General features: G+C 50.8%; 19 protein-coding genes and 1 pseudogene. 18 read left to right on the top strand and 2 right to left on the bottom strand.

From position 1 onward, the window contains the following. The first annotated feature begins 206 nt into the window (after positions 1–206). The 5 genes and pseudogenes from rppH to BZJ17_RS07195 all read left to right on the top strand — a co-directional run bounded on the left by rppH (position 207) and on the right by BZJ17_RS07195 (position 5,542). Complete coding sequence (rppH, locus tag BZJ17_RS07215; RefSeq protein ID WP_069586557.1) at positions 207–719, top strand: RNA pyrophosphohydrolase; 513 nt, start codon at positions 207–209, stop codon at positions 717–719. Between the two features lie 18 nt (positions 720–737). Beyond that, positions 738–2,999 (top strand): phosphoenolpyruvate--protein phosphotransferase, encoded by a 2,262-nt coding sequence (gene ptsP / locus BZJ17_RS07210; RefSeq protein WP_077640246.1) that lies wholly within the window; start codon positions 738–740, stop codon positions 2,997–2,999. Beyond that, positions 2,999–3,805 (top strand): sulfite exporter TauE/SafE family protein, encoded by an 807-nt coding sequence (locus tag BZJ17_RS07205; RefSeq protein ID WP_108743792.1) that lies wholly within the window; start codon positions 2,999–3,001, stop codon positions 3,803–3,805. The genes ptsP and BZJ17_RS07205 overlap by 1 nt, the downstream gene beginning before the upstream one ends. A gap of 12 nt (positions 3,806–3,817) precedes the next feature. Then, positions 3,818–4,617, top strand: a pseudogene (lgt, locus tag BZJ17_RS07200) (prolipoprotein diacylglyceryl transferase). 85 nt (positions 4,618–4,702) lie between these two features. Further along, positions 4,703–5,542 (top strand): thymidylate synthase, encoded by an 840-nt coding sequence (locus tag BZJ17_RS07195; protein WP_077640244.1) that lies wholly within the window; start codon positions 4,703–4,705, stop codon positions 5,540–5,542. 149 nt (positions 5,543–5,691) lie between these two features. Here BZJ17_RS07195 and BZJ17_RS07190 read toward each other — a convergent pair whose 3' ends face one another. Then, positions 5,692–6,840: a Na/Pi symporter gene (locus BZJ17_RS07190; protein WP_069586562.1), complete on the bottom strand. Its 1,149-nt coding sequence runs from the start codon at positions 6,838–6,840 to the stop codon at positions 5,692–5,694. Between the two features lie 420 nt (positions 6,841–7,260). Between BZJ17_RS07190 and nhaA the strand changes: the two genes are divergently transcribed. The 4 genes from nhaA to BZJ17_RS07170 all read left to right on the top strand — a co-directional run bounded on the left by nhaA (position 7,261) and on the right by BZJ17_RS07170 (position 10,038). Beyond that, complete coding sequence (gene nhaA / locus BZJ17_RS07185; RefSeq protein WP_077640243.1) at positions 7,261–8,466, top strand: Na+/H+ antiporter NhaA; 1,206 nt, start codon at positions 7,261–7,263, stop codon at positions 8,464–8,466. Continuing rightward, the gene (locus tag BZJ17_RS07180; protein WP_077640242.1) at positions 8,435–8,710 is read left to right on the top strand and encodes a hypothetical protein; all 276 of its coding nucleotides are present in this window, start codon (positions 8,435–8,437) and stop codon (positions 8,708–8,710) included. Before nhaA ends, BZJ17_RS07180 begins: the two co-directional genes overlap by 32 nt. 72 nt (positions 8,711–8,782) lie before the next feature. Then, the gene (gene nhaR, locus BZJ17_RS07175; protein ID WP_077640241.1) at positions 8,783–9,676 is read left to right on the top strand and encodes a transcriptional activator NhaR; all 894 of its coding nucleotides are present in this window, start codon (positions 8,783–8,785) and stop codon (positions 9,674–9,676) included. Between the two features lie 65 nt (positions 9,677–9,741). After that, positions 9,742–10,038 carry a metalloregulator ArsR/SmtB family transcription factor gene (locus tag BZJ17_RS07170; RefSeq protein ID WP_069586566.1) on the top strand — a complete coding sequence of 99 codons (297 nt, stop codon included), beginning with the start codon at positions 9,742–9,744 and terminating at the stop codon, positions 10,036–10,038. A 78-nt stretch (positions 10,039–10,116) separates the two neighbouring features. On the opposite strand, the gene rpsT is transcribed toward BZJ17_RS07170, so the two are convergent. Beyond that, the gene (gene rpsT, locus BZJ17_RS07165; protein ID WP_069586567.1) at positions 10,117–10,377 is read right to left on the bottom strand and encodes a 30S ribosomal protein S20; all 261 of its coding nucleotides are present in this window, start codon (positions 10,375–10,377) and stop codon (positions 10,117–10,119) included. Positions 10,378–10,664: 287 nt separating this feature from the next. On the opposite strand from rpsT, the gene murJ reads away from it, so the two are divergent. From murJ to carB, 9 genes are all read left to right on the top strand, one after another. Then, complete coding sequence (murJ, locus tag BZJ17_RS07155) at positions 10,665–12,236, top strand: murein biosynthesis integral membrane protein MurJ (RefSeq protein ID WP_077640240.1); 1,572 nt, start codon at positions 10,665–10,667, stop codon at positions 12,234–12,236. Between the two features lie 89 nt (positions 12,237–12,325). Next, complete coding sequence (gene ribF / locus BZJ17_RS07150) at positions 12,326–13,267, top strand: bifunctional riboflavin kinase/FAD synthetase (RefSeq protein ID WP_077456285.1); 942 nt, start codon at positions 12,326–12,328, stop codon at positions 13,265–13,267. A 30-nt stretch (positions 13,268–13,297) separates the two neighbouring features. Further along, the gene (gene ileS / locus BZJ17_RS07145; RefSeq protein ID WP_077640239.1) at positions 13,298–16,123 is read left to right on the top strand and encodes an isoleucine--tRNA ligase; all 2,826 of its coding nucleotides are present in this window, start codon (positions 13,298–13,300) and stop codon (positions 16,121–16,123) included. After that, positions 16,123–16,626: a signal peptidase II gene (gene lspA / locus BZJ17_RS07140; RefSeq protein ID WP_069586571.1), complete on the top strand. Its 504-nt coding sequence runs from the start codon at positions 16,123–16,125 to the stop codon at positions 16,624–16,626. The genes ileS and lspA overlap by 1 nt, the downstream gene beginning before the upstream one ends. Before the next feature lie 49 nt (positions 16,627–16,675). Continuing rightward, positions 16,676–17,107, top strand: coding sequence for an FKBP-type peptidyl-prolyl cis-trans isomerase (gene fkpB / locus BZJ17_RS07135; RefSeq protein ID WP_069586572.1), 432 nt, complete (start codon positions 16,676–16,678; stop codon positions 17,105–17,107). A 9-nt stretch (positions 17,108–17,116) separates the two neighbouring features. Then, the gene (ispH, locus tag BZJ17_RS07130; protein ID WP_077640238.1) at positions 17,117–18,061 is read left to right on the top strand and encodes a 4-hydroxy-3-methylbut-2-enyl diphosphate reductase; all 945 of its coding nucleotides are present in this window, start codon (positions 17,117–17,119) and stop codon (positions 18,059–18,061) included. 159 nt (positions 18,062–18,220) lie between these two features. Then, on the top strand, positions 18,221–19,024 hold the full coding sequence (gene dapB / locus BZJ17_RS07125) for a 4-hydroxy-tetrahydrodipicolinate reductase (RefSeq protein ID WP_077640237.1): 804 nt from the start codon (positions 18,221–18,223) through the stop codon (positions 19,022–19,024). Positions 19,025–19,490: 466 nt separating this feature from the next. Then, entirely contained in the window at positions 19,491–20,630 is a 1,140-nt protein-coding gene (carA, locus tag BZJ17_RS07120) for a glutamine-hydrolyzing carbamoyl-phosphate synthase small subunit (RefSeq protein ID WP_077640236.1), read from the top strand. 15 nt (positions 20,631–20,645) lie between these two features. Then, a complete protein-coding gene (gene carB, locus BZJ17_RS07115) occupies positions 20,646–23,870 on the top strand; it encodes a carbamoyl-phosphate synthase large subunit (protein ID WP_077640235.1) in 3,225 nt (1,074 codons plus the stop codon). The last annotated feature ends 2 nt before the right edge of the window (positions 23,871–23,872 follow it).

Below are 23,872 nucleotides of genomic sequence, written 5' to 3'. Positions count from 1 at the left end.
CTTCTTCACAAATCTATCCACAGAAAGCGTGAATAAATGTGCGCAAACTCTCATTGCTATGTTTATAACTTCCTGTTAGGCCCTGAGTTATCCTCAGATGACGACGAGTGCGCAAAAACACAGGTTAATCCACAATGTTTGTTTACCCTTAGCGGCTTTTTGTGAAAAAATCAGACTCAGTAGAGATTTATCATTGAGGTCGTCCAGTGATTGATGGCGATGGCTATCGTCCCAATGTGGGGATAGTAATATGTAACGGCCACGGTCAGGTTCTCTGGGCTCGTCGATATGGTCAGCATTCATGGCAGTTCCCGCAAGGCGGGATTGATGATGGGGAAAGTCCCGAACAAGCCATGTTCCGTGAGCTTTACGAAGAAGTGGGGCTGACCAAAAAAGATGTCCGCATCTTGGGTACTAGCCGTCATTGGCTACGTTATAAGCTCCCGAAACGTTTGGTGCGTTGGGACTCCAAGCCAGTCTGTATTGGGCAAAAACAAAAATGGTTTTTGTTGAAGCTGGAATGCGATGAGTCGAAAGTGAATGTGTCCCGCGGGGGAACCCCGGAGTTTGATGGCTGGCGTTGGGTCAGTTATTGGTATCCGGTACGTCAGGTTGTGTCTTTCAAACGCGAAGTATACCGCCGTGCAATGAAAGAGTTTGCGCCGTTAGCAATGCCTTTTAAGGAGCGTAAGCCTCGACGTCGGAACAAGCGAGGGTAACGTTTAAGGAGGAAGCCGGTGCTGACACAGCTTAGAAATATTGTGCAGAGCGTAGCCGCATCGGCGGATCTTCATCAGGCGCTGCAAACCCTAGTGCAGCAAACCTGTGTTGCGATGCACACTGAGTGTTGCTCTGTGTACCTTGCCAATCCCGAGCAAGCCAGCTTTGATCTGATGGCCACCCAAGGCTTGGATCCTGCCGCGCAAGTCTCACTGTCTTTTGGTGAAGGCTTGGTAGGGTTAATTGGCGAGCGCGCAGAACCGATCAATCTGGCCCATGCGCGCGAGCATCCCGCGTTTAAACCTTTCCCTGCCACAGGGGAAGATGCCTTCCAGTCTTTTCTAGGTACGCCCATTATCTATCGTAAAACGGTACTGGGCGTACTGGTGGTTCAGCAACACCAGCCGCGTCAATTTGACGAAAGTGAAGAGTCGTTTCTTGTCACTCTCGCCGCGCAACTGGCCGTAGTGTTTGCCCATGCAGATGCACAAGGCGGATGGCTGAATGCGTCACAGTCACCCGTGTTGTTGGAAGGGGTTCCAGCATCTCCTGGGGTAGGAATTGCGAATGCATGGTGTGATGATTCTCAACCACGGTTAGAGGACGTTGCACCGGCCAGCTGTTTGCATGTTCAAAAAGAACTCGATCGTCTAGATGCCGCATTAGATGATGCGTCAGTGGAGTTCCGTCGCCTTAGAAAACGCTTTGATAAGGAGCTACAAAAAGAAGCGCTGGCGATCTTTGATTTGTTTGTCCATTTGCTCAACGATCCTATGCTGCGCGAGGATATGACCCTACGTATCCAACAGGGCGACGAAGCCGCGTGGGCGGTCCGACAAACGGTAGAAACCTTTTCATCTCGTTTTGCGGCCATGGATGATCCCTATCTCAAGGCACGGGCTGCCGATGTGAAGGAGCTCGGCCAGCGGTTGCTCTATTTTCTTTCTGAAGCCTCAAGCAATCATCAACCCATCTCGTCACCTATCGTCTTGCTTGCCCGTGAACTGACGGCTGGCATGCTGGCTTCTATTCCACGTGCGCTACTCGCGGGGGTCGTAGCCGAAGAGGGCGCGGCGAACTCCCATGCGGCCATATTGGCAAGGGCACTTGGCATTCCGGCGGTGATGGGAGTGAGCTTTTCCGCGCCAAGACTCCATAATAAATCGGTGATCTTGGATGGTCACAAAGGGCTGTTGATGATTGAACCCGCCGCACCTTTGCTGAAGGAATATCAGCAGCTGGTTCAAGCGGAAGTCAGTTTGCAATCGACCCTAGATACGGCGCTAGTCTCGCCCGGAAAAAGCCAAGATGGCACCCGTATCCAGATCCATTTGAACGCTGGTTTGAGCGCCGATAGTAGCATCGCCATCAACCAAGGTGTCGATGGGGTGGGCTTGTTCCGGACCGAAGTGCCTTTTTTAATGCAGCGCCGTTTTCCTTCCGAGGATGAACAGGTCAAACAATACCGTGCGATTTTAGCCAGCTACCCAGATAAACCGGTGGTGATGCGTACCTTGGATATTGGCGGGGATAAGCCATTACCCTATTTGAGTGTCGATGAAGATAACCCGTTTCTTGGCTGGCGCGGCATTCGTTTTACCTTAGATCATCCCGATATTTTTCTGATCCAAGTGCGTGCGATGCTGCGTGCCAGTTTGGGTTTGGATAATTTGAAACTCTTGTTGCCGATGATCTCCGGTGTGAATGAACTGCTGGAAGCGAAAACGTTAATTGCTCGCGCGTTTGAGGAAGTACGCCACGAGGCACAGTTGGCGGGAGAAGTTCTGGCGAAACCGCTGCTTGGCATTATGGTTGAGGTACCCTCGGTGCTGTATCAGCTCGATGGGATCGCGCAAGAAGTCGATTTTCTTTCCGTTGGCACTAACGATTTAACGCAGTATTTGTTGGCCGTGGATCGCAACAATGCCCGCGTCGCCAACATCTTTGATGCGCTCCATCCTTCCGTACTTCATGCGCTTAGTTTGATTGCGACCACCAGTGATCGCCATCAATTGCCGGTGAGCGTATGTGGTGAACTGGCTGGCGATCCGGTGGGCGCGGCATTATTAGTGGGACTGGGGTATCGCCAATTGAGTATGAATACGCGTAATGTGGCGAAGATTAAGTACTTGCTCAGTCGTCTTTCCTTACCACGCTTACAAAAGCAAACCGAGCAGATGCTTAGTTTGAGTGAACCCGGACAGGTCCGTACCCAGATGGAAGGCTTTTTAGCCGAACAAGGTTTGGATGCGCTGGTTCAAATTGGACGGATGCGATGATCACCACCGCAACCTTGTTATTAGCGTTTATTTGTATGCTGTTGGGGGCGTTAGTTGGCACACTCTCCGGACTCCTTGGCATTGGCGGTGGCTTGGTGGTGGTGCCGGCGTTAAGCTTTTTGCTGCCATTATTTGGTCTGTCTGCTGATATCGTCATGCCGATGGCGCTGGCGACATCGTTGGCTACCATTGTCTTAACCTCCAGCGCCTCAGCGTGGCGCCATTTTCGTATGGGCAATGTGGATATGCGCGCGGTCAGAGCCCTGGTTCCTGGGATGATGCTAGGCGGCGTACTAGGTGCCTCATTGGCAGATAAACTTCCACCCGATTGGTTGCCACGTATCTTTGGCGTCATCGTGCTGACCATGGCGATGCAAATGTTGCTCAGTCGTCCCCAAGTCACCCTCCGCCCTTTACCGTCTCCATGGCGAATATCTCTGGCGGGTACCTTGATCGGTACGCTATCAAGCTTGGCCGGCATTGGCGGCGGATCCTTTACCGTCCCTTACTTGCATTGGCGAGGGGTCACGATGCACAAAGCGATTGGCAGCTCTGCACTTGGTGGCGCCGTGCTCGGGTTGGCCGGGATGGTAAGTTTTGTTTGGTTGGGCTGGCGACAGACGGAACCCTTACCGGCACTCAGTGTCGGATATTTGTATTTGCCCGCCTTGCTGGGTGTGGTGTCGACTTCCGTGTTGATGACACGCGTTGGCGCTACGCTCGCGGTAAGGCTTCCGACGCGGCAAATAAAACGTATTTTTGCTGGCTTTCTTGTTATTGTCGGCGCAAGCATGTTGTTGAAGTAAAGGATGGAATCCATGGCAGAAGGTTACATTACCTTTCCGTCGATAGACCCGATATTAGTCGAGCTTGGCCCGATTGCCATTCGCTGGTACGGACTGATGTATTTAGTTGGTTTTGTTTTTGCCCTATGGCTCGCCAATCACCGTGCTACGAAACCGAACAGTGGCTGGAGCAAAGAGGAAGTCAGTGATTTACTGTTCGCGGGTTTTCTTGGCGTCGTTCTGGGCGGTCGCATCGGTTACGTATTGTTTTATCAATTTGATGCGTTTGTTGCCGACCCCTTATTCTTGTTTAAAGTGTGGACTGGCGGCATGTCCTTCCATGGCGGCTTGCTTGGCGTCATCGTGGCCATGGCATGGTATGCGCGTAAAACCCAACGTCATTTTTTCACCGTGGCTGATTTTATTGCGCCGCTCGTTCCTTTCGGTTTAGGCGCGGGACGGTTAGGCAATTTTATTAACGGTGAACTTTGGGGGCGTGTTACCGATGTGCCTTGGGCGATGATTTTCCCCACCGGCGGTCCTTGGCCGCGTCACCCTTCCCAGCTTTATGAGTTTGCACTCGAAGGGGTGGCGTTGTTTGTGATCCTCAATTTGTTTATTCGCCGTTCTCGTCCTATGGGGGCGGTATCGGGGTTATTCTTAGTCGGGTATGGCACGTTCCGCTTTATCGTCGAATACTTCCGTGAGCCGGATGCGCATCTTGGATTGTTTGGTGACTTGTTCAGCATGGGTTATTATCATTGCCGATGGTCGTTGCCGGGGCGCTCATGATGGTCTGGGCGTACCGACGAGGCTCTGTTGCGGCTCGGTGATTAACGTCGAGTAATCAGATATACTATTGACCACACCAAGGCACCGCGGGCGGTGCCTTTTGTTTGTCCAACGATAGGAAACACTATGAAGCAGTATCTAGCTTTGATGCAGGATATTCTTGACAATGGTACGGATAGAGGCGACCGCACGGGTGTAGGTACACGTTCAGTGTTTGGACGCCAATTACGGTTCGACCTTGCTGAAGGTTTTCCACTGCTCACGACCAAAAAGCTTTATACCCGCGCCATTATCCACGAATTACTGTGGTTTCTTAACGGCGAGACTAACATCCAATACTTACAAGACAACAAAGTACGTATTTGGGATGAGTGGGCGACAGAGCAAGGCGAACTAGGGCCGGTTTATGGCGCCCAGTGGCGCTCATGGGCATGTCCTGATGGTTCGACGGTTGACCAAATTGCGCAGCTGGTGGAGCAAATCAAAACCAAACCACATTCGCGCCGTCATATCATTACAGCGTGGAACCCCGCAGATTTACCCGACGAGTCTGYCAGCCCGTCTGAGAACGCGGAGCAGGGTAAGATGGCACTTGCCCCTTGCCACTGTCTTTTTCAGTTCTATGTGGCCGATGGCAAGCTCTCATGCCAGCTTTATCAGCGCAGTGCCGATTACTTTTTAGGGGTGCCGTTCAATATTGCCAGTTACGCGTTGCTAACGCATATGATTGCACAGCAATGTGATTTGGCAGTGGGCGATTTTGTCCATACTTTTGGCGACGTGCACCTATACCACAATCACCTGACCGATGAGATTGTGTATGAGCAGTTAAAGCGCGAGCCGCGAGGATTGCCAACGCTGACGATTAAGCGCAAACCTGCCTCCATCTTCGACTACAAGATTGAAGACTTTGAGATTGAAGGTTACGACCCGCATCCCACCATTAAAGCGCCGATTGCCATTTAATGATGTAGGACGCATTCATCAGCAAAAACGCAGCCAAGCCGCTGCGTTTTTTATGCCTACAGCGCGGTCTCCACGTGGCGGTTGCGGCTCATAACAAAAAAGCCACCGCGAGGAGCGATGGCTTTGATTCAATAAGCGTCGGGTGGGCATTATTGCGACAACAGTACAATCCCGCCGGGTACAACTACGAACACCAATGTGATGTAGGCCAAGACCGCCATTTTCGATTTCGCGGCCAAGTGACCCAGCCATTCTGCGCCTTTTAGTGGCAACTCACGCAATACCGGGATACCGAAGATGAGCGCCGTAGCGAGAATATTAAAGCAAAGATGCACGAGCGCAATTTGCAGCGCGAACACCGCGAATTCACCTGTGACGGCAGTCGCCGCAAGCAATGCAGTAATGCAGGTACCAATGTTTGCACCCAGGGTAAAGGGATAAACATCGCGAATTTTTAACACGCCAGTGCCAACTAGCGGAACCATCAAGCTTGTAGTGGTGGATGAAGACTGTACCAGTACAGTGACCACTGAGCCTGAGAAGATGCCATGCAATGGACCACGACCAATCGCGTTTTTCAGCATGTCTTTGGCACGACCGACCATCAGCTTCTTCATCACCTTACCCATCACAGTGATGGCACATACGATGGCAAAGATACCTAAACCGATCATCAGCAAGCCACCTAGGTTGCCGGGTAGAACCGACTCCAAAGGAGACTGCACCATGTTCACAGCAGGTTTGGTCAGCGGTTTAACGAAATTCAGCCCTTTGATGCTCATGTCACCGGTTTGTGACAGTGGCGAAACCAACCATAGTGACAACTTGTTTAGCAAGCCGAACATCATTTCGAGCGGCAAGAAGATAGCCACGGCGAATAAGTTGAAGAAATCATGGACCGTGGCGCAACTGAATGCACGACGGAACTCTTCTTTGCAACGCGCATGGCCCAAGCTCACCAAGGTGTTGGTGACTGTGGTGCCCACGTTTGCGCCCATTACCATTGGAATCGCTGTTTCAACCGGCAAGCCGCCTGCAACCAGACCAACGATAATAGAAGTAACCGTACTTGACGATTGGATCAGCGCCGTGGCGGCAATCCCTATCATCAAGCCAGCTACGGGGTGAGAAGCAAATTCGAATAAGGTCTTAGCCTCATCGCCCACGGCTAATTTAAAGCCGCTCCCTACCATGGCTACCGCCACCAGTAGTACATAAAGCATGACGGCGAGCTTGGTCCAACGGAACCAGTTCGAGGAGCTTTGGGTTGCCTCTACCGCTGTAGCATGGGGAGTCATAAGTTATCTCCGTGACAATTCGATGTCGGTTTTGTGTCAAAGCAAAATCAGCGGCGATAGTAAGAAGGGAATATTTCAGAAATATGACACAAATACTGCAGTGTTCATAAAATCCGATCTTGATAGAGCAGGGGAGAAGTCTAACTGATGTTATGTCTTTGTTTATAATAATAATAAAGGCTATGTCGTTCGAGCAGAAAAAACCGATATAAAAAATGTAACAACAACAAAGCGATTACCACTATGCTAAATGGTAGACGGTAAAACAGCGTGATAAATATTTAGACTGCGAATAAATCAATAGTAAGGGATATTTTACATCGGTTTTTCCGATGTTTACTATCAGAACAAACGATTTTTCGAAAGCGGGTCTGGCTGTCTAGACTACGGAAATCCACTTTTTTTGTATGGAGTGCTTAAATGACTGATGTCATTCGTCAGTTTCTAAAAATGGAATCCGCAGGAGGTATTGTGCTGATTGTTGCGGCTGTGCTAGCGATGTTCGTGGCGAACTCGGACCTACAGCCTTTATATGACAGCACGCTTCATACCTATGTTGCAGGTCTGTCAGTGGGTCACTGGATCAATGACGGCTTGATGGTGATTTTTTTCCTGCTGATTGGTTTAGAAGTTAAACGGGAATTAATCGAAGGGGCGTTAAATACCAAAGATAAAGCTACTTTCCCTGCCGTTGCGGCTGTGGGTGGTATGTTGGCACCAGCACTGGTTTATTTAGCGTTTAACTGGGGTGACCCTCTTGCTGTGTCCGGCTGGGCGATTCCAGCAGCCACTGATATTGCCTTTGCCTTAGGTGTATTAGCGCTGTTAGGTAACCGAGTACCGCTGGCACTTAAAGTATTCTTATTAGCACTCGCGATAATCGATGATTTAGGCGTTATCGTGATTATTGCCCTGTTCTATAGCAGCGACCTTTCCATGTTGGCGCTCGCTAGTGCCTTTGTGGCGACGATAGTGCTGGTCGGGATGAACATGCGCAAAGTCACCAATATTGCTGCCTATATTGTAGTTGGTTTGGTGCTTTGGTTCAGTGTCTTACAGTCGGGTGTACATGCGACACTTGCGGGTGTGGTATTAGGTTTTGCAATTCCGTTGAAAGGCAAAACAGAGGATGCGCCGTCACCACTGAAAAAACTCGAACATGCACTGCATCCTTATGTGTCGTATCTGATTTTGCCGATATTTGCATTTGCCAATGCCGGAGTGCCACTCGATGGTGTCTCGTTGGCAAGCTTGACCGAAATGCTACCTCTCGGTATCGCATTAGGTTTGTTGATTGGTAAACCGCTCGGTATCTTTACCTTTAGTTGGGTGTCGGTAAAACTCGGCATTGCGAAGTTACCTGCCCGAGTGACATTCAGACAGATTTTTGGTGTGTCTGTACTGTGTGGTATTGGCTTTACCATGTCGATTTTCATCTCGTCACTGGCTTTCGTCGGTGTGAATGGTGAGTTCGTCACATTCTCTCGGTTGGGGATCTTGATAGGATCGACCTTATCGGCAGTGATTGGTTATGTGTTGCTGTACTTTGTACTGCCTCCAGCCAGCGCGCTTGCAGATGAACAAGGAGACGATGATGAACAAGGTGATGTTAGCGTTGATTACTAGCCTGCTGTGTGTCTCAGGTACGGCGATCGCGGCGAATTACGAGACATATTGCAAAGGCAACAACGAGAACAGTCAAGTATGCAAAGCATACCTTGCAGGCGTAGAAGATGGCAAAGCAGCGGCGTCCGCTGATGCAGAGCCTGCGCGCGACGCGGATAGCTCAAGCTTCTCAGAGCGAGCATTGGAACATCGCGCCGGTGAACGCGTAAGAAAGCCACTGGATAAAGACGATATGAAAAACTAACCCATTCATTTCGCTTGAAGGCGCCAAGTTGGCAGCGTAAGCTGCTGGCTTGGCGTTTTTTTATGGCAAGTCATGGCGCATCTTAATTACAACCACCTTTACTATTTTTGGATGGTCTGCAAGCAAGGCTCGATTACCAAAGGTGCCGATAAGCTTTGTTTAACTCCCCAAACGGTCACTGGACAAATCCGAGCACTCGAACAACGACTTAACGGGAAGCTGACTAAGCGAAACGGCCGGCATGTTGAGCCCACAGAGTTGGGTCAGCTGGTGTTTCAATATGCGGATCGTATGTTTGGTTTGAGCTACGAAATGCTCGATATTGTAAATTACAGTCAGCAAGAAAATGTCCTGTTTGACGTCGGTGTCGCCGATGCATTATCCAAGCGGTTAGTCAGTCAGGTTTTACTCCACGCAGTACCTGACGATAACGCAATTCATTTGCGCTGTTTTGAATCGACACATGAAATGCTGTTAGAGCAATTGTCCCAGCACAAATTGGATATGATTTTGTCGGACTGTCCGGTTGATTCGACGCAGCAAGCAGGTTTATTCAGCGTCAAGCTGGGCGAGTGCAGTATGAGCTTGTTCGCCTCTCACCCAGATATATTGGCCGATATACCGCTTGCCACACTGCTTGCGAGCCAGAAATTGTTGATCCCAAGCCGCGCGACAGCGATGGGTCGCAAACTGATGCAGTGGTTTGATCAACAAGGTATTGTTCCTAATATTTTGGGGGAGTTTGATGATTCCGCGTTAATGAAAGCGTTTGGGATTAGTCATCAGGCATTGTTTGTCGCTCCCAGCTCGTATGCCAATGAGATCAGTAGCCTAGGTTATGCTGCTCCGATTGCAAATCTAGAGACGCTCAAGGAAGAATACTACGTGATTTTTGCCGAGCGAATGATTCAGCACCCCGCCGTCAAACGGATTTGCGAAGCCGATTACAGCCACTTATTCGTTTAGTTACAAGCTTGTGGTGAGATCGTGCTAGACTCGAGCAAGGTGGTAACAATTGAAGTGGAAGTCAAATGGATTTAGCCCAAATGCAACAAAACGGGCCGAAAGCGGTAAGCTTGCTGAAAGCCATGGCAAACGAAAAGCGTCTGTTTATTCTGTGCTATTTACTACAAGGCGAACTTTCGGTTGGACAGTTGGTTGAACGGGTGCCTTTGAGTCAGTCGGCCTTATCCCAACATCTTGCTTGGTTACGTAAAGACGGTTTGGTGGATACACGAAAAGAGGCGCAAACGGTCTATTACTCACTGAAAAGTGAAGAAGTGAAAGCGGTGATCCAGCTATTACACGATCTGTATTGCGGTGATTGATAAAGCTCATTAATCAACGCGCAATAAAAAAACCGGCCGAGGCCGGTTTTTTTATGCATGATGCAAAGCAAAAAGCTATTACAGCGCTTTGATTTGTGCTGCGAAGCTTGCTTTGTAACGTGCTGCTTTGTTCTTGTGGATCAGGCCTTTGGTGGCTGAACGATCAAGAATAGGCTGTACTTGCGCAAAAGCAGCAGTTGCCGCTTCTTTGTCGCCTGCAGCGATAGCAGCAGCAGTTTTCTTCATATAAGTGCGCATCATAGAGCGACGGCTTGCGTTGTGCTGGCGACGCTTCTCAGATTGGATCGCACGCTTCTTAGCAGATTTGATATTCGCCAAGGGTCTAACTCCCAAATCTTTTGTTCGGTGACATTTCAAGGCGGAGGACTATGCCTCTTTTTGCCTCTATTGTCAATTCATTTGTGCAAATATCCGCCGCCCCAAGGTAGTGTTGGCGCTGCGGGGTTATCACGGTTAATATGGCGGCTGATTCTATCAGCATTTCAGGCCCTACGTCACCTTTATTTCCGTTTTGCATGCCATTAGCACTTGGCCTGCATGAGTGAGCGAGCATCAACACGCATGGGGTGGCGCACAATAGAGGCACGTGTTTTCAAGAGGTAACCGTGAGTAAGCGACTATTACGCTCTGGGCTAATCGTTAGCACCATGACACTGGTGTCCCGCGTGTTGGGGCTGGTGCGGGATGTGGTGATTGCCAACTTGATGGGGGCAGGGGCTGCCGCCGATGTGTTTTTCTTCGCCAATAAAATCCCTAACTTTTTGCGTCGTTTATTCGCAGAAGGTGCGTTTTCACAGGCCTTTGTCCCCGTATTGACTGAATATCAGGCGCTGGATAAAGACGATAAGCATCGGACGCAATCTCGCGAACTGGTTGCCAATGTTGTCGGTACCTTAGGTGGGTTAGTGACGATTGTCACCCTGCTCGGTGTCATTGGCTCGCCTGTGTTGGCGGCGTTATTTGGGACCGGTTGGTTTGTCGACTGGTTGGATGGCCGCCCTGACGGGACCAAGTTCGAGTTAGCGAGCTTGATGCTGAAAATCACCTTCCCGTACTTGTGGTTTATTACTTTCGTGGCGCTATCGGGCGCCATCCTGAATACGCTTAATAAGTTTGCCGTTTCGAGCTTTACCCCTGTATTCCTCAATGTTGCGATTATTGCCGCGGCGATTTGGCTGTCGCCCTATCTTGCACAACCTGAAATCGGTTTGGCGGTCGGGGTCTTTATCGGTGGATTGGTTCAGTTGCTGTTTCAGCTTCCTTTCTTATCGCAAGAGGGCATGCTCGTAAAACCCAAGTGGGGTTGGCACCATCCTGGGGTGGTAAAGATCCGCAAACTGATGATCCCGGCTCTTTTTGGGGTATCGGTGAGCCAGATTAACCTATTGTTTGATACCTTCATTGCCAGCTTTTTGATGACAGGCTCCATCAGTTGGCTGTATTACTCCGATCGTTTACTCGAGTTTCCGTTAGGCTTATTTGGCATTGCCATTGCGACCGTGATCCTGCCGGCGCTTTCCCAGCGTCATGTCGATAAATCGCCCACCCAATTTGCTGCGACCATGGATTGGGGAGTGCGCATGGTGTTGTTGCTGGGGATTCCTGCCATGGTGGGGTTGATTTTGTTAGCAAAGCCCATGCTGATGGTACTCTTTATGCGAGGCGAGTTCGGTGTAGAAGATGTGCAGGCGGCCAGTTTATCGCTGGTGGCCTATGCCTGTGGATTGGTCAACTTTATGTTGATCAAAGTCCTCGCGCCCGGTTACTACGCGCGACAAGACACCAAAACACCGGTGAAATTTGGTGTGATTGCCATGATAAGCAATATGGTGTTTAACGCTATCTTTGCCTATTTGTTTAGTTATGTTGGCCTTGCGATTGCTACGGCGTTATCGGCACTGATCAACGCGGGCTTGCTTTATCAAGGCCTACACCGTGCTGGTGTTTACCGTTTGTCTCGTGCGACGGCTTTATATATTGGCCGTTTAGTGGTTGCGGTAGCAGCAATGGTGGCGGTGTTAATGACACTGATGCCGACATTAAATGGCTGGGTCGAGATGTCACTGTCGATGCGCAGCATGGTGTTGGCTGGACTGATCCTCGGTGGCAGTGTGGTGTATTTATGCACCGCACTATTATGCGGTGTGCGACTTGGCGATATTCGTCATCGCGGGTAATTCAAGGGTCGATGTGAATCCAGGGCTGATTGCCAGCCCTGACTAGTATATAATCCGCCAGTTTCAATAGTTCAAATAGTCAGCAGGCGATGGAATTAATCCGAGGTATCCATAACATACGAGCGCGCCACCGAGGTTGTGTCCTGACCATTGGTAACTTTGATGGTGTCCATTTGGGACATCAGGCGGTGTTGCGCCAAGTGGTGGAAAAGGCCCGAGCGCTGAACCTACCCGCGACTGTGATGCTGTTTGAACCGCAGCCGTTAGAGCTGTTTAAAGGTGAAAAAGCGCCGGCGCGCCTGTCGAGATTGCGAGATAAATATACCCAGTTAGCGAAGCTGGGCGTTGACCGCCTGCTGTGTGTAAATTTCACCCCTGCATTTGCGGCCATGAGTGCTGATCACTTTGTTGACCGCTTGTTGGTCGAACAATTGGGTGTTAAGTTTCTGGTAGTCGGCGATGACTTTCGCTTTGGTTTGAAGCGAAGCGGTGATTTTGCGCGCCTCGCACGAGCAGGCCAGGAACATCACTTTGATGTGGTCAGTACCGAAAGTTTTTGCGTCAGTGACCGCCGAGTGAGCAGTACGGCGATTCGCGATGCGTTAGCCGCAGGCCATCTTGCCGAGGCGGCGGACATGTTGGGGCGACCTTACAGCATCTGTGGACGCGTCGCGCATGGGCGTAAGTTAGGGCGCACGATTGGCTTCCCGACCGCCAATGTACTGCTAAAACGCCGCGTTTCCCCGGTTTCAGGTGTGTATGCCGTACAAGTGGAAGGCGCCGTGACCGGACAGCGGTTACCCGGCGTGGCTAACGTTGGTGTACGGCCGACGGTCGACGGTGTACGCCAGCAGCTCGAAGTCCATCTATTTGATCAATCAATCGATTTATATGGCAAACAGTTGGAAGTTTATCTTTTGCATAAACTTCGCGATGAAACCAAATTCGCGTCTATTGACGCACTAAAAATGCAAATTCAACGAGATGCATCAGCTGCGCGTGCGTGGCTGGCTGATGTGAATAATGTCTAGAGTGTAACCTCCATACGGAATCAATAATCAATGAGTGACTATAAAGATACCTTAAACCTGCCGGAAACTGCGTTTCCGATGCGAGGTAATCTTGCTAAGCGCGAGCCTGATATGCTCAAGCGTTGGTACGATGAAGATCTGTACGGTGCTATCCGTCAAGCGAAGAAAGGCAAAAAAACATTTATTTTGCACGACGGTCCTCCGTACGCGAACGGCAACATTCATATTGGTCACTCAGTTAATAAAATTCTCAAAGACATTATTATTAAATCAAAAACGCTAGCGGACTACGACGCACCGTATGTACCTGGCTGGGATTGCCACGGCTTGCCGATTGAGCTGATGGTAGAGAAAAAAGTCGGTAAACCCGGTCAAAAAGTCTCAACCGCTGAGTTCCGTGAAAAGTGCCGTGAATACGCTGCCAAACAAGTGGAAGGTCAGAAAGCAGACTTTAAACGTCTTGGTGTCTTAGGTGAGTGGGACAAACCTTACCTGACCATGGACTTCAATACCGAAGCCAGCATCATCCGCGCGTTGGGTAAAATTGCCGCCAATGGACACTTGCACAAAGGCTTTAAGCCGGTGCACTGGTGTACGGACTGTGGCTCGGCCTTGGCAGAAGCTGAGGTGGAATATCAAGATAAAACCTCGCCATCGATTGATGTGATCTTTCGTGCGGTTGACGAACAAGCACTGATCAGTGCCTTTAGTCTGGCTGGTGATCATCAAGGTGAAGGCGAAGTGGGTGTGGTGATCTGGACTACGACGCCTTGGACCTTGCCTGCTAACCGCGCGGTAGCGGTGGCCGCTGATCTTGAATATGTTTTAGTACAAGTTGAAGGCGAGCAACCTAAGCGCCTTATCGTCGCGGCCGAACTGGTCAAAGAGGTGATGGATCGCGCGGGTATTGAGCACTACCACAACCTCGGTTTCTGTAAGGGTGACGCGCTTGAGCTGAAACGCGTGAAGCACCCATTTTACGATTTTGATGTGCCAGTGATCTTGGGTGATCACGTCACGACAGAGTCGGGTACGGGTGTGGTACACACCGCACCTGGCCACGGCCAAGAAGACTTTGTGGTCGGTCAAAAGTACGATCTTGAAGTGGCAAACCCAGTGGGCAGTAACGGGGTCTATTTACCGGATACCCCACTGTTTGCTGGCCAACATGTCTTTAAAGCCAATGACAGTGTGATTGAAACGCTGAAAGCGCATGATGCTCTGCTGCATCACCATGCCTATGAGCACAGCTATCCACACTGCTGGCGTCACAAAACGCCAATCATCTTCCGCGCCACACCGCAGTGGTTTATCTCGATGGAGAAAGCGGGTCTGCGTGATAAAGCGTTGCAAGAGATCAAGAACGTTGATTGGATCCCTGAGTGGGGCCAAAACCGTATCGAGTCGATGGTCGATGGTCGCCCTGATTGGTGTATTTCACGTCAACGCACCTGGGGCGTGCCGATTGCGCTATTTGTTCACAAAGAAACCGCAGAGCTTCACCCTGACACGCTGAACTTGATTGAACAAGTTGCCGCACGGGTTGAGAAAGCGGGTATCCAAGCTTGGTGGGATCTGGATCTGAATGAACTGTTGGGTGATGACGCTGAACAGTATGAGAAAGTCCTCGATACACTGGATGTTTGGTTTGACTCTGGTGCGACCCACTACGCGGTGGTTAACCAGCGCGACGAGTTTAACGGCCAAGAAGCGGATATGTACCTCGAAGGGTCAGATCAGCATCGTGGTTGGTTCCAGTCTTCGTTGATGACCTCGGTGGCGATCAAAGGCAAAGCACCGTATCGCAAAGTGCTGACTCATGGTTTCACGGTTGACGGCAAAGGCCGCAAGATGTCGAAATCACTGGGGAATACTGTCTCGCCRCAAGATGTGATGAACAAACTGGGCGCCGATATCCTGCGTCTGTGGGTGGCGTCAACCGACTACACCGGTGAGATCACGGTATCGGATGAGATCCTAAAACGTAGCGCTGATGCGTATCGCCGTATTCGTAATACTGCACGCTTCCTGCTGGCAAACCTGCATGGTTTTGATCCTAAGCAAGACAGTGTCGCTGCCGATGAGCTGGTGGCGGTTGACCGCTGGGCGGTTGGGCGTGCATTAGCCGCACAACAAGAGATCACCGAAGCGTTTGAAGCTTGCAACTTCCACCAAGTCACCCAACGCTTGATGCAGTTCTGCTCGATTGAGATGGGCTCTTTCTATCTGGATATCATCAAAGACCGTCAGTACACGGCGAAAGCGGGGAGCCACGCGCACCGTAGTTGCCAAACCGCACTGTTCCACATTGTCGAAGCGCTGGTACGTTGGATGGCACCGATTATGTCGTTCACGGCAGATGAGATCTGGAACGAAATGCCTGGCGAACGCGGCAAGTTTGTGTTCACCGATGTCTGGTATGACGGCTTATTTGGCTTAGAAGACGATGCCGTGCTCAACAATGCATTCTGGGCAAAACTGCTGGATGTGCGTGCCGCGGTGAATAAAACCCTCGAGCAGGCCCGTAATGACAAGGTCATTGGTGGTTCACTTGAAGCCGAAGTCACGCTATACGCGCCGGCGGAGTTTGCGCAAAAGCTGCAAATGATGGGCGATGAGTTACGCTTTGTGCTGCTGACCTCGAAAGCGACAGTGATCGCTGGTGAGGCGCCATCCTCTGCGACGCAAACGGATGTCGAAGGGCTATCTGTTGACGTTGTGGCGTCTGAAGCGAAAAAATGTGACCGCTGTTGGCACCATGTTGCTGATGTGGGCACGATCGAAGGACACGAAGAAATTTGTGGCCGCTGTGTGACTAACATTGCAGGAGAAGGCGAAACTCGCCAATTTGCGTGATGACCTCTCACTCACTCTCGCAATCAGGATGGCGCTGGCTTTGGCTGGCGCCTCTGGTTTTCGTTTTAGACATTGGCAGTAAGTGGCTGGTGATGAACACCATGGGCTATGGTCCCGCAAACCGCATTGAATTACTGCCGTTTTTTAATCTTACCTACGTCCATAACCATGGTGCGGCCTTTAGCTTTTTAAGCGATGCAGGCGGTTGGCAGCGTTGGCTTTTTAGCGTTATCGCGTTAGGCGTGAGCGGCTTGCTGACATACTGGATGCGAGTGACACCGGCAAGTAAGCGCATGCTCAATATCGCCTATGCCATGATTATCGGCGGAGCATTGGGTAACTTATTTGATCGCCTCGTTCATGGCTATGTGATCGATTTTCTCGACTTTTTCATTGGCAATTCACATTGGCCGGCTTTTAATCTTGCTGACTCAGCCATTTGTGTTGGCGCCGTTTTAGTGGTGCTAGACAGTTTTCGTCATGAGCAGTCATCGGCGACCTAGGGGTCGCTCGTAGTAATTAGCCCAACACGACTTTCGATAAGGACAGATCATGAAAGCGATTAGCGCATCCAGTGAAGTATTGATGCACTTTACCATTAAGCTTGAAGATGGCTCGGTCGCCGACAGCACCCACAACGCCGGAAAACCCGCTAAGTTAGTGATGGGAGACGGCAGCTTGACCGAGAACTTTGAGCGTTGTCTGTTAGGGCTGCATGAAGGGGAGCAAAGCAGCTTTACGCTGGCACCTGAAGATGCATTCGGCCAGCCAAACCCGGATAATATCCACTATATGGACCGCCGTCAGTTTGGGGGAGACACGCCTGCTGAAGTGGGTGCCATCATTGCGTTTAGCGGCCCTCAAGGACAAGAAATTCCCGGTATCGTGACCGAGGTCAGCGGCGAATCTGTGACGGTCGATTTTAATCATCCGTTGGCAGGGAAAACCGTGATTTTTGACGTAGAAATAATCAGTGTGCAATAAGGCAAAGTCATGAAGATCCTACTTGCGAATCCCCGAGGCTTTTGTGCTGGTGTCGATCGCGCGATCAGCATCGTTGAACGTGCTTTGGAAATTTATCAGCCTCCCATTTATGTGCGCCATGAAGTGGTGCATAACCGATTTGTGGTGGAAGGCCTAAAGCAACGCGGCGCGGTGTTTGTGGAACAATTAAGCGAAGTGCCTGACGACAGCATTGTGATCTTCTCGGCCCACGGTGTATCGCAAGCGGTGCGCAATGAAGCTAAATCTCGTCAACTGACGGTGTTCGATGCAACCTGCCCCTTGGTGACCAAAGTACATATGGAAGTGGCGCGAGCCAGCCGTAAAAATATGGAAGTGGTATTGATTGGTCATGCTGGGCACCCCGAAGTGGAAGGCACTATGGGTCAATATGCCAGTGAAACCGGCGGTATGTACTTGGTTGAAACGCCAGCGGATGTGCACACGCTTCAAGTCAACGATCCGGATAACTTGCATTATGTGAGTCAAACCACGCTGTCAGTGGACGAAACCGCTGATGTGATTGATACCTTGCGTCAGGTCTTCCCCAACATTCAAGGTCCACGCAAAGATGATATTTGCTACGCGACACAAAACCGCCAAGATGCAGTGCGTGATCTCGCCCAAAGCTGTGATGTGATGGTGGTGGTGGGCTCGAAGAATAGCTCGAACTCAAACCGTCTCCGCGAGTTATCCGAAAAACTGGGAACCCCGGCGTACCTAACCGACTGTGCGGAAGACATTGATCCGGCGTGGTTCGAGGGTAAGTACACGGTTGGGATCACTGCTGGCGCCTCGGCACCAGAAGAATTGGTTGATTTGATTATTGCCCGCGTGAAGGCGTTGGGTGCCACTGAGGTAGAAAACCTGAGTGGCCGTGAAGAAAACATGTTCTTCGAAGTGCCGAAAGAGTTACAAATTCGTGAGGTGACCTAGTTACCCATCGACAAAATTAAAGGGAAGCGAAAGCTTCCCTTTTTGTTAGCATGCTTCTGGGCCACTTTCAGCAATATACAAGCTGAAACGAACGCGCTACAGTGATGGGTTAATGGATAGGTGGCCAGCGCTGCTGGTGAAGTAAAAGAGGGGAGAACCATGGTACGTATTGCCATTGCTGGTGCAGCCGGCCGTATGGGACGCAATCTTATTCAAGCGGTTACGCAATACGCGGGCGCAACATTAGGGGCGGCGAGTGAACGGCCTGAATCAAGCTTGATTGGGACGGATGCAGGGGAGCTGGCGGGTGTGGGCCGCCTCGGCGTACAAGTGGTGGACGRTCTGGCCAAAGTGGCGGATGACTTCGATGTGATCATTGATTTTACCGCACCCGCGGCCACACTCGCGAACTTGGCGTTGTGCCAACAAAAAGGCAAGCAGTTGGTGATTGGAACAACTGGATTTGATGACGCACAAAAGCAAACCATCCAAGATGCCTCAGAAGCGACGGCAGTAGTGATGGCCCCCAATTACAGTGTCGGCGTGAACCTTGTATTTAAACTGCTTGAACAAGCCGCCAAAGTGATGGGTGAGGAATGCGATATTGAGATTGTTGAGGCGCATCATCGCCATAAAGTGGATGCGCCATCGGGCACTGCACTGGGAATGGGAGAAGCCATTGCCGGGGCGATGGGAAACCAGCTGAGCGATGTCGCTGTGTATGCCCGAGAAGGGATCACTGGCGAGCGTAGCAAACATGAAATCGGCTTTGCCACTATTCGCGCTGGCGATATCGTGGGGGAGCATACCGCCATGTTTGCGGATATTGGCGAGCGTGTTGAAATCACGCACAAAGCGTCAAGTCGTTCCACCTTTGCCAAGGGAGCGGTCCGTGCCGCGGTATGGCTCAATCAACACCAGCAAGGTTTTTATACCATGCAGGATGTACTTAATCTTAAATAATTATGCATCGCGCTTAGGCGCGATGTTTTTTTATGCCCCTTTCTTTTTCTCATGCAATGCACTTCATATTGTCGTAATTTTTTCTTTGTTTTCCCCTTGTTGACAGCATTTCGACGCGATAACTCTTCCAGTTATGATCTTTGTTGCGCGGTAAACGTTTGCGCACGCCAGTTTTATGTTTCTCTCTCGGTTTGGGTAAAAAAGTTATTTATCTGCCAATTTATCTAGCTCTTTGGTTTGAAAATAAAGACAAGATTGTGCTTTATCTTGCTTAGGTGGCCTGTTTTTCTTGAGTGCTTAGTAAATACAATAAAAAGTAGCACGCATTATTGACAGCCAAACCTTGCATCTCTAGAATGCGCGCAATTTGTCAAAATTCAGCTTGACGTGAGTTTTGATCTTAGATGGAATACGTGAATGCAACGTTAGTCGTAAAAAGTGCATTTCTATATAATTGGAGGTTGTCTTGAGCAAGTCTGCGCTCTTAGTCCTAGAAGATGGGACAGTGTTCCACGGTACCCCGATCGGCGCTGATGGCACCGCGGTGGGAGAAGTGGTTTTCAATACCTCGATGACGGGGTATCAAGAAATATTAACCGACCCCTCTTATTCCCGTCAGATCGTAACACTTACCTATCCCCATATTGGCAACACCGGCACCAACACCGAAGACGAAGAATCCTCCCAAGTCCACGCCCAAGGCCTCGTCATTCGCGATCTTCCCCTGTTAGCTAGCAATTTCCGCAATCAACAATCCCTCTCTGATTACCTCAAACAACACAACATTGTTGGCATCGCCGACATTGATACACGCAAGCTCACTCGTTTGTTACGTGAAAAAGGGGCGCAGAATGGCTGTATTGTGGCCGGAGAGAGCGTTGATGAAGCGCTGGCGCTGGCCAAGGCGAAAGATTTCCCAGGCTTGAAAGGGATGGATCTTGCCAAAGAAGTGACGACGCAGGAGCGTTACAGCTGGACGCAAGGATCATGGCAGCTGCATCAGGGCCTACCAGATGCATTGCCGGACAGTGAATTGCCTTACCATGTTGTCGCTTACGACTTTGGTGCCAAGCGCAACATCTTGCGCATGTTGGTCGACCGCGGCTGCCGTTTGACTGTGGTACCGGCAACCACCCCGGCAGACGAAGTGCTGGCGATGAATCCTGATGGTGTCTTCTTATCTAATGGCCCTGGCGATCCAGCGCCGTGTGAGTATGCGATTGCGGCCACCCAAACCTTCATAGCGGAAGGCGTGCCATTATTTGGTATTTGCTTGGGGCACCAAATCTTGGCGCTAGCGAGCGGTGCGAAAACGGTCAAAATGAAGTTTGGCCACCATGGTGCTAACCATCCGGTGAAAGATTTAGAGCGTGGGGTGGTGATGATCACCAGCCAAAACCACGGCTTTGCCGCAGACAATGACAGCTTGCCTGACACATTACGTGCGACGCATGTGTCCTTGTTCGATGGCAGCTTGCAAGGGATCCATCATACCGAGAAGCCAGCCTTTAGCTTCCAAGGGCACCCTGAAGCAAGCCCAGGGCCACATGATGCTGCGCCCCTTTTCGATCACTTTATCGACCTCATCAAACAACACCGCGCCTAATTGGAGTCGTTGAGCATGCCAAAACGCACAGACATCAAAAGCATTCTTATCCTGGGCGCAGGCCCAATCATTATTGGCCAAGCCTGCGAGTTCGACTATTCAGGGGCACAAGCGTGTAAAGCGCTGCGTGAAGAAGGGTATCGTGTCATTCTGGTGAACTCGAACCCTGCCACCATCATGACCGACCCAGAAATGGCCGATGCGACCTACATTGAGCCGATTCAATGGCAGGTTGTGAAACACATCATCGACAAAGAACGTCCTGATGCAATTTTGCCGACCATGGGCGGACAAACCGCACTGAACTGTGCGCTGGATCTCGAGCGCCACGGCGTACTCGCCGAATTCGGTGTGGAGATGATCGGCGCCACCGCAGATGCAATTGATAAAGCCGAAGACAGACACCGATTCGATGAAGCCATGCGTAGCATTGGCCTTGAGTGTCCTCGTGCAGGGATTGCCCATAGCATGGATGAAGCCTACAAGGTTTTAGATGAAGTCGGTTTCCCTTGCATCATCCGTCCTTCTTTTACAATGGGAGGAACCGGAGGCGGGATCGCCTACAACAAAGAAGAGTTCGAGGAAATTTGTGAACGCGGTCTCGACCTGTCCCCCACCAATGAGCTTCTGATTGATGAGTCGTTGATTGGTTGGAAAGAGTATGAAATGGAAGTGGTGCGGGATAAAAATGATAACTGCATCATTGTTTGTTCGATTGAAAACTTCGATGCCATGGGCGTCCACACCGGCGACTCCATTACGGTGGCACCTGCGCAAACGCTGACCGACAAAGAATATCAATTGATGCGAAATGCATCACTGGCGGTGCTGCGTGAAATTGGTGTTGAGACGGGCGGCTCGAACGTACAGTTTGGTATTGACCCTAAAACTGGACGCATGGTCATCATCGAGATGAACCCACGTGTGTCACGCTCATCCGCACTCGCATCAAAAGCCACCGGTTTCCCGATTGCCAAGGTGGCGGCTAAGCTTGCTGTCGGCTTTACCCTTGATGAGTTGATGAACGACATCACAGGCGGTGCGACTCCGGCTTCTTTTGAGCCGACCATCGACTATGTCGTGACCAAAATTCCGCGCTTTAACTTTGAAAAATTTGCCGGTGCGAATGACCGTTTGACCACGCAAATGAAGTCAGTGGGCGAGGTGATGGCAATTGGCCGTAACCAGCAAGAGTCACTGCAAAAAGCCTTGCGTGGTTTGGAAGTGGGCGCGTCAGGTTTTGATGAGATGGTGAACTTGGACGACGATGATGCCCTGACTCGCATTCGTCATGAGCTCAAAGAGCCAGGTGCAGAGCGTATTTGGTACATTGCGGATGCGTTCCGAGCCGGCATGTCAGTTGATGGCGTCTTTAATCTGACGAACATCGACCGCTGGTTCTTGGTGCAAATTGAAGACATCGTTAAACAGGAACAACAAGTTCGCGAGCATGGCTTTGCGGGGCTTAATGAAACCGCATTGCGCCAGCTAAAACGCAAAGGGTTTGCCGATGCGCGTCTTGCCAAATTACTGGGTGTGTCTGAAATTGAAGTCCGCAAGTTGCGCGATAAATTCAGCATTAATCCTGTGTACAAGCGCGTAGATACCTGCGCCGCGGAGTTTGCGTCAGATACTGCGTACATGTACTCCAGCTATGATGAGGAGTGTGAGTCGCAGCCAACCGACAAGAAAAAGATCATGGTATTGGGCGGTGGTCCGAACCGCATCGGTCAAGGCATTGAATTCGATTACTGTTGCGTGCACGCGTCTCTGGCGCTACGTGAAGATGGCTATGAAACCATCATGGTTAACTGTAACCCTGAAACCGTCTCGACCGACTACGATACGTCCGACCGTCTCTACTTTGAACCTGTGACGCTTGAAGATGTGCTGGCGATTGTACGTGTGGAGCAACCGGAAGGCGTGATTGTGCAATACGGGGGGCAAACGCCACTGAAATTGGCACGTGACCTTGAAGCGGCTGGGGTACCGATTATTGGCACTAGCCCAGATGCGATTGACCGCGCGGAAGACCGTGAGCGTTTCCAAGATGCCGTACAGCGCCTTGGGCTCAAGCAGCCGGCGAATGCAACGGTGACCGCGTTAGAGCAAGCGGTTGAAAAAGCTAAAGACATTGGCTATCCACTGGTGGTGCGTCCTTCCTATGTTCTAGGTGGACGAGCGATGGAAATTGTGTATGACGAGACCGATCTGCGTCGTTACTTTAACGAAGCCGTAAGTGTGTCGCATGAATCCCCAGTATTGCTCGACCATTTCCTCGACGATGCCACGGAAGTGGATATTGATGCGGTGTGTGATGGTGAAACCGTAGTGATTGGTGGCATCATGGAACACATCGAGCAAGCGGGTGTGCACTCCGGTGACTCGGCCTGCTCACTGCCGGCTTACACCCTCAGCGATGACATTCAAGACCGGATGCGTGAGCAAGTGCGTAAGTTGGCGTTGGAGCTGGGGGTCAGTGGCCTCATGAACACGCAGTTTGCGGTTAAAGACGATGAGATCTACCTGATTGAAGTGAACCCGCGTGCCGCACGAACGGTGCCATTTGTGTCGAAAGCGACCGGTGTGCCACTCGCCAAAATTGCAGCGCGTGTGATGGCGGGCCAATCGCTGACTGAGCAAGGCTTTACCAAAGAGGTGATCCCGCCTTACTACTCAGTCAAAGAAGTGGTGTTACCCTTCAACAAGTTCCCCGGTGTTGACCCATTGTTGGGCCCTGAAATGCGTTCAACCGGTGAAGTAATGGGAGTTGGCGACACCTTTGCTGAAGCGTTCGCTAAAGCGGATTTAGCGTGCGGGAAAGCCTACAGCGAAGGGGGACGCGCACTGCTATCGGTGCGTAACAATGACAAGCAACGTGTGGTCGATTTGGCCGCTAAGCTGCTGAAATTAGGGTTTGAGCTGGATGCCACTCACGGTACCGCCGTGATTTTGGGCGAAGCGGGTATCAATCCTCGATTGGTTAACAAGGTTCACGAAGGACGTCCTCATATTCTTGACCGGATCAAGAACGGTGAGTACAGCTACATTGTGAATACCACCGAAGGACGCCAAGCGATTGAAGACTCGAAAGTGCTACGTCGTGGTGCACTCGCTGCCAAGGTGAACTATACCACCACACTCAATGCTGCCTTTGCCACTTGTATGGCATTGACGGCGGCAGACATGAGCAAAGTCAATTCGGTGCAAGCGCTTCATGCGCGCGTATTGAATAAGTAAAC

Source organism: Salinivibrio sp. IB574, from assembly GCF_001996205.1.
GTDB classification, from domain to species: Bacteria; Pseudomonadota; Gammaproteobacteria; order Enterobacterales; family Vibrionaceae; genus Salinivibrio; species Salinivibrio proteolyticus.
Note: the sequence above shows the minus strand (reverse complement) of the source record. Positions and strands in the feature narration are given on the sequence as shown.

What these genes read in the sequence shown, in the direction of transcription:
- BZJ17_RS07190 (WP_069586562.1), bottom strand. Translation starts at nt 6,840, where the DNA reads ATGACTCCCCATGCTACAGCGGTAGAGGCAACCCAAAGCTCCTCGAAC.
- nhaA (WP_077640243.1), top strand. Translation starts at nt 7,261, where the DNA reads ATGACTGATGTCATTCGTCAGTTTCTAAAAATGGAATCCGCAGGAGGT.
- BZJ17_RS07180 (WP_077640242.1), top strand. Translation starts at nt 8,435, where the DNA reads ATGAACAAGGTGATGTTAGCGTTGATTACTAGCCTGCTGTGTGTCTCA.
- nhaR (WP_077640241.1), top strand. Translation starts at nt 8,783, where the DNA reads ATGGCGCATCTTAATTACAACCACCTTTACTATTTTTGGATGGTCTGC.
- BZJ17_RS07170 (WP_069586566.1), top strand. Translation starts at nt 9,742, where the DNA reads ATGGATTTAGCCCAAATGCAACAAAACGGGCCGAAAGCGGTAAGCTTG.
- ribF (WP_077456285.1), top strand. Translation starts at nt 12,326, where the DNA reads ATGGAATTAATCCGAGGTATCCATAACATACGAGCGCGCCACCGAGGT.
- lspA (WP_069586571.1), top strand. Translation starts at nt 16,123, where the DNA reads ATGACCTCTCACTCACTCTCGCAATCAGGATGGCGCTGGCTTTGGCTG.
- fkpB (WP_069586572.1), top strand. Translation starts at nt 16,676, where the DNA reads ATGAAAGCGATTAGCGCATCCAGTGAAGTATTGATGCACTTTACCATT.
- ispH (WP_077640238.1), top strand. Translation starts at nt 17,117, where the DNA reads ATGAAGATCCTACTTGCGAATCCCCGAGGCTTTTGTGCTGGTGTCGAT.
- carB (WP_077640235.1), top strand. Translation starts at nt 20,646, where the DNA reads ATGCCAAAACGCACAGACATCAAAAGCATTCTTATCCTGGGCGCAGGC.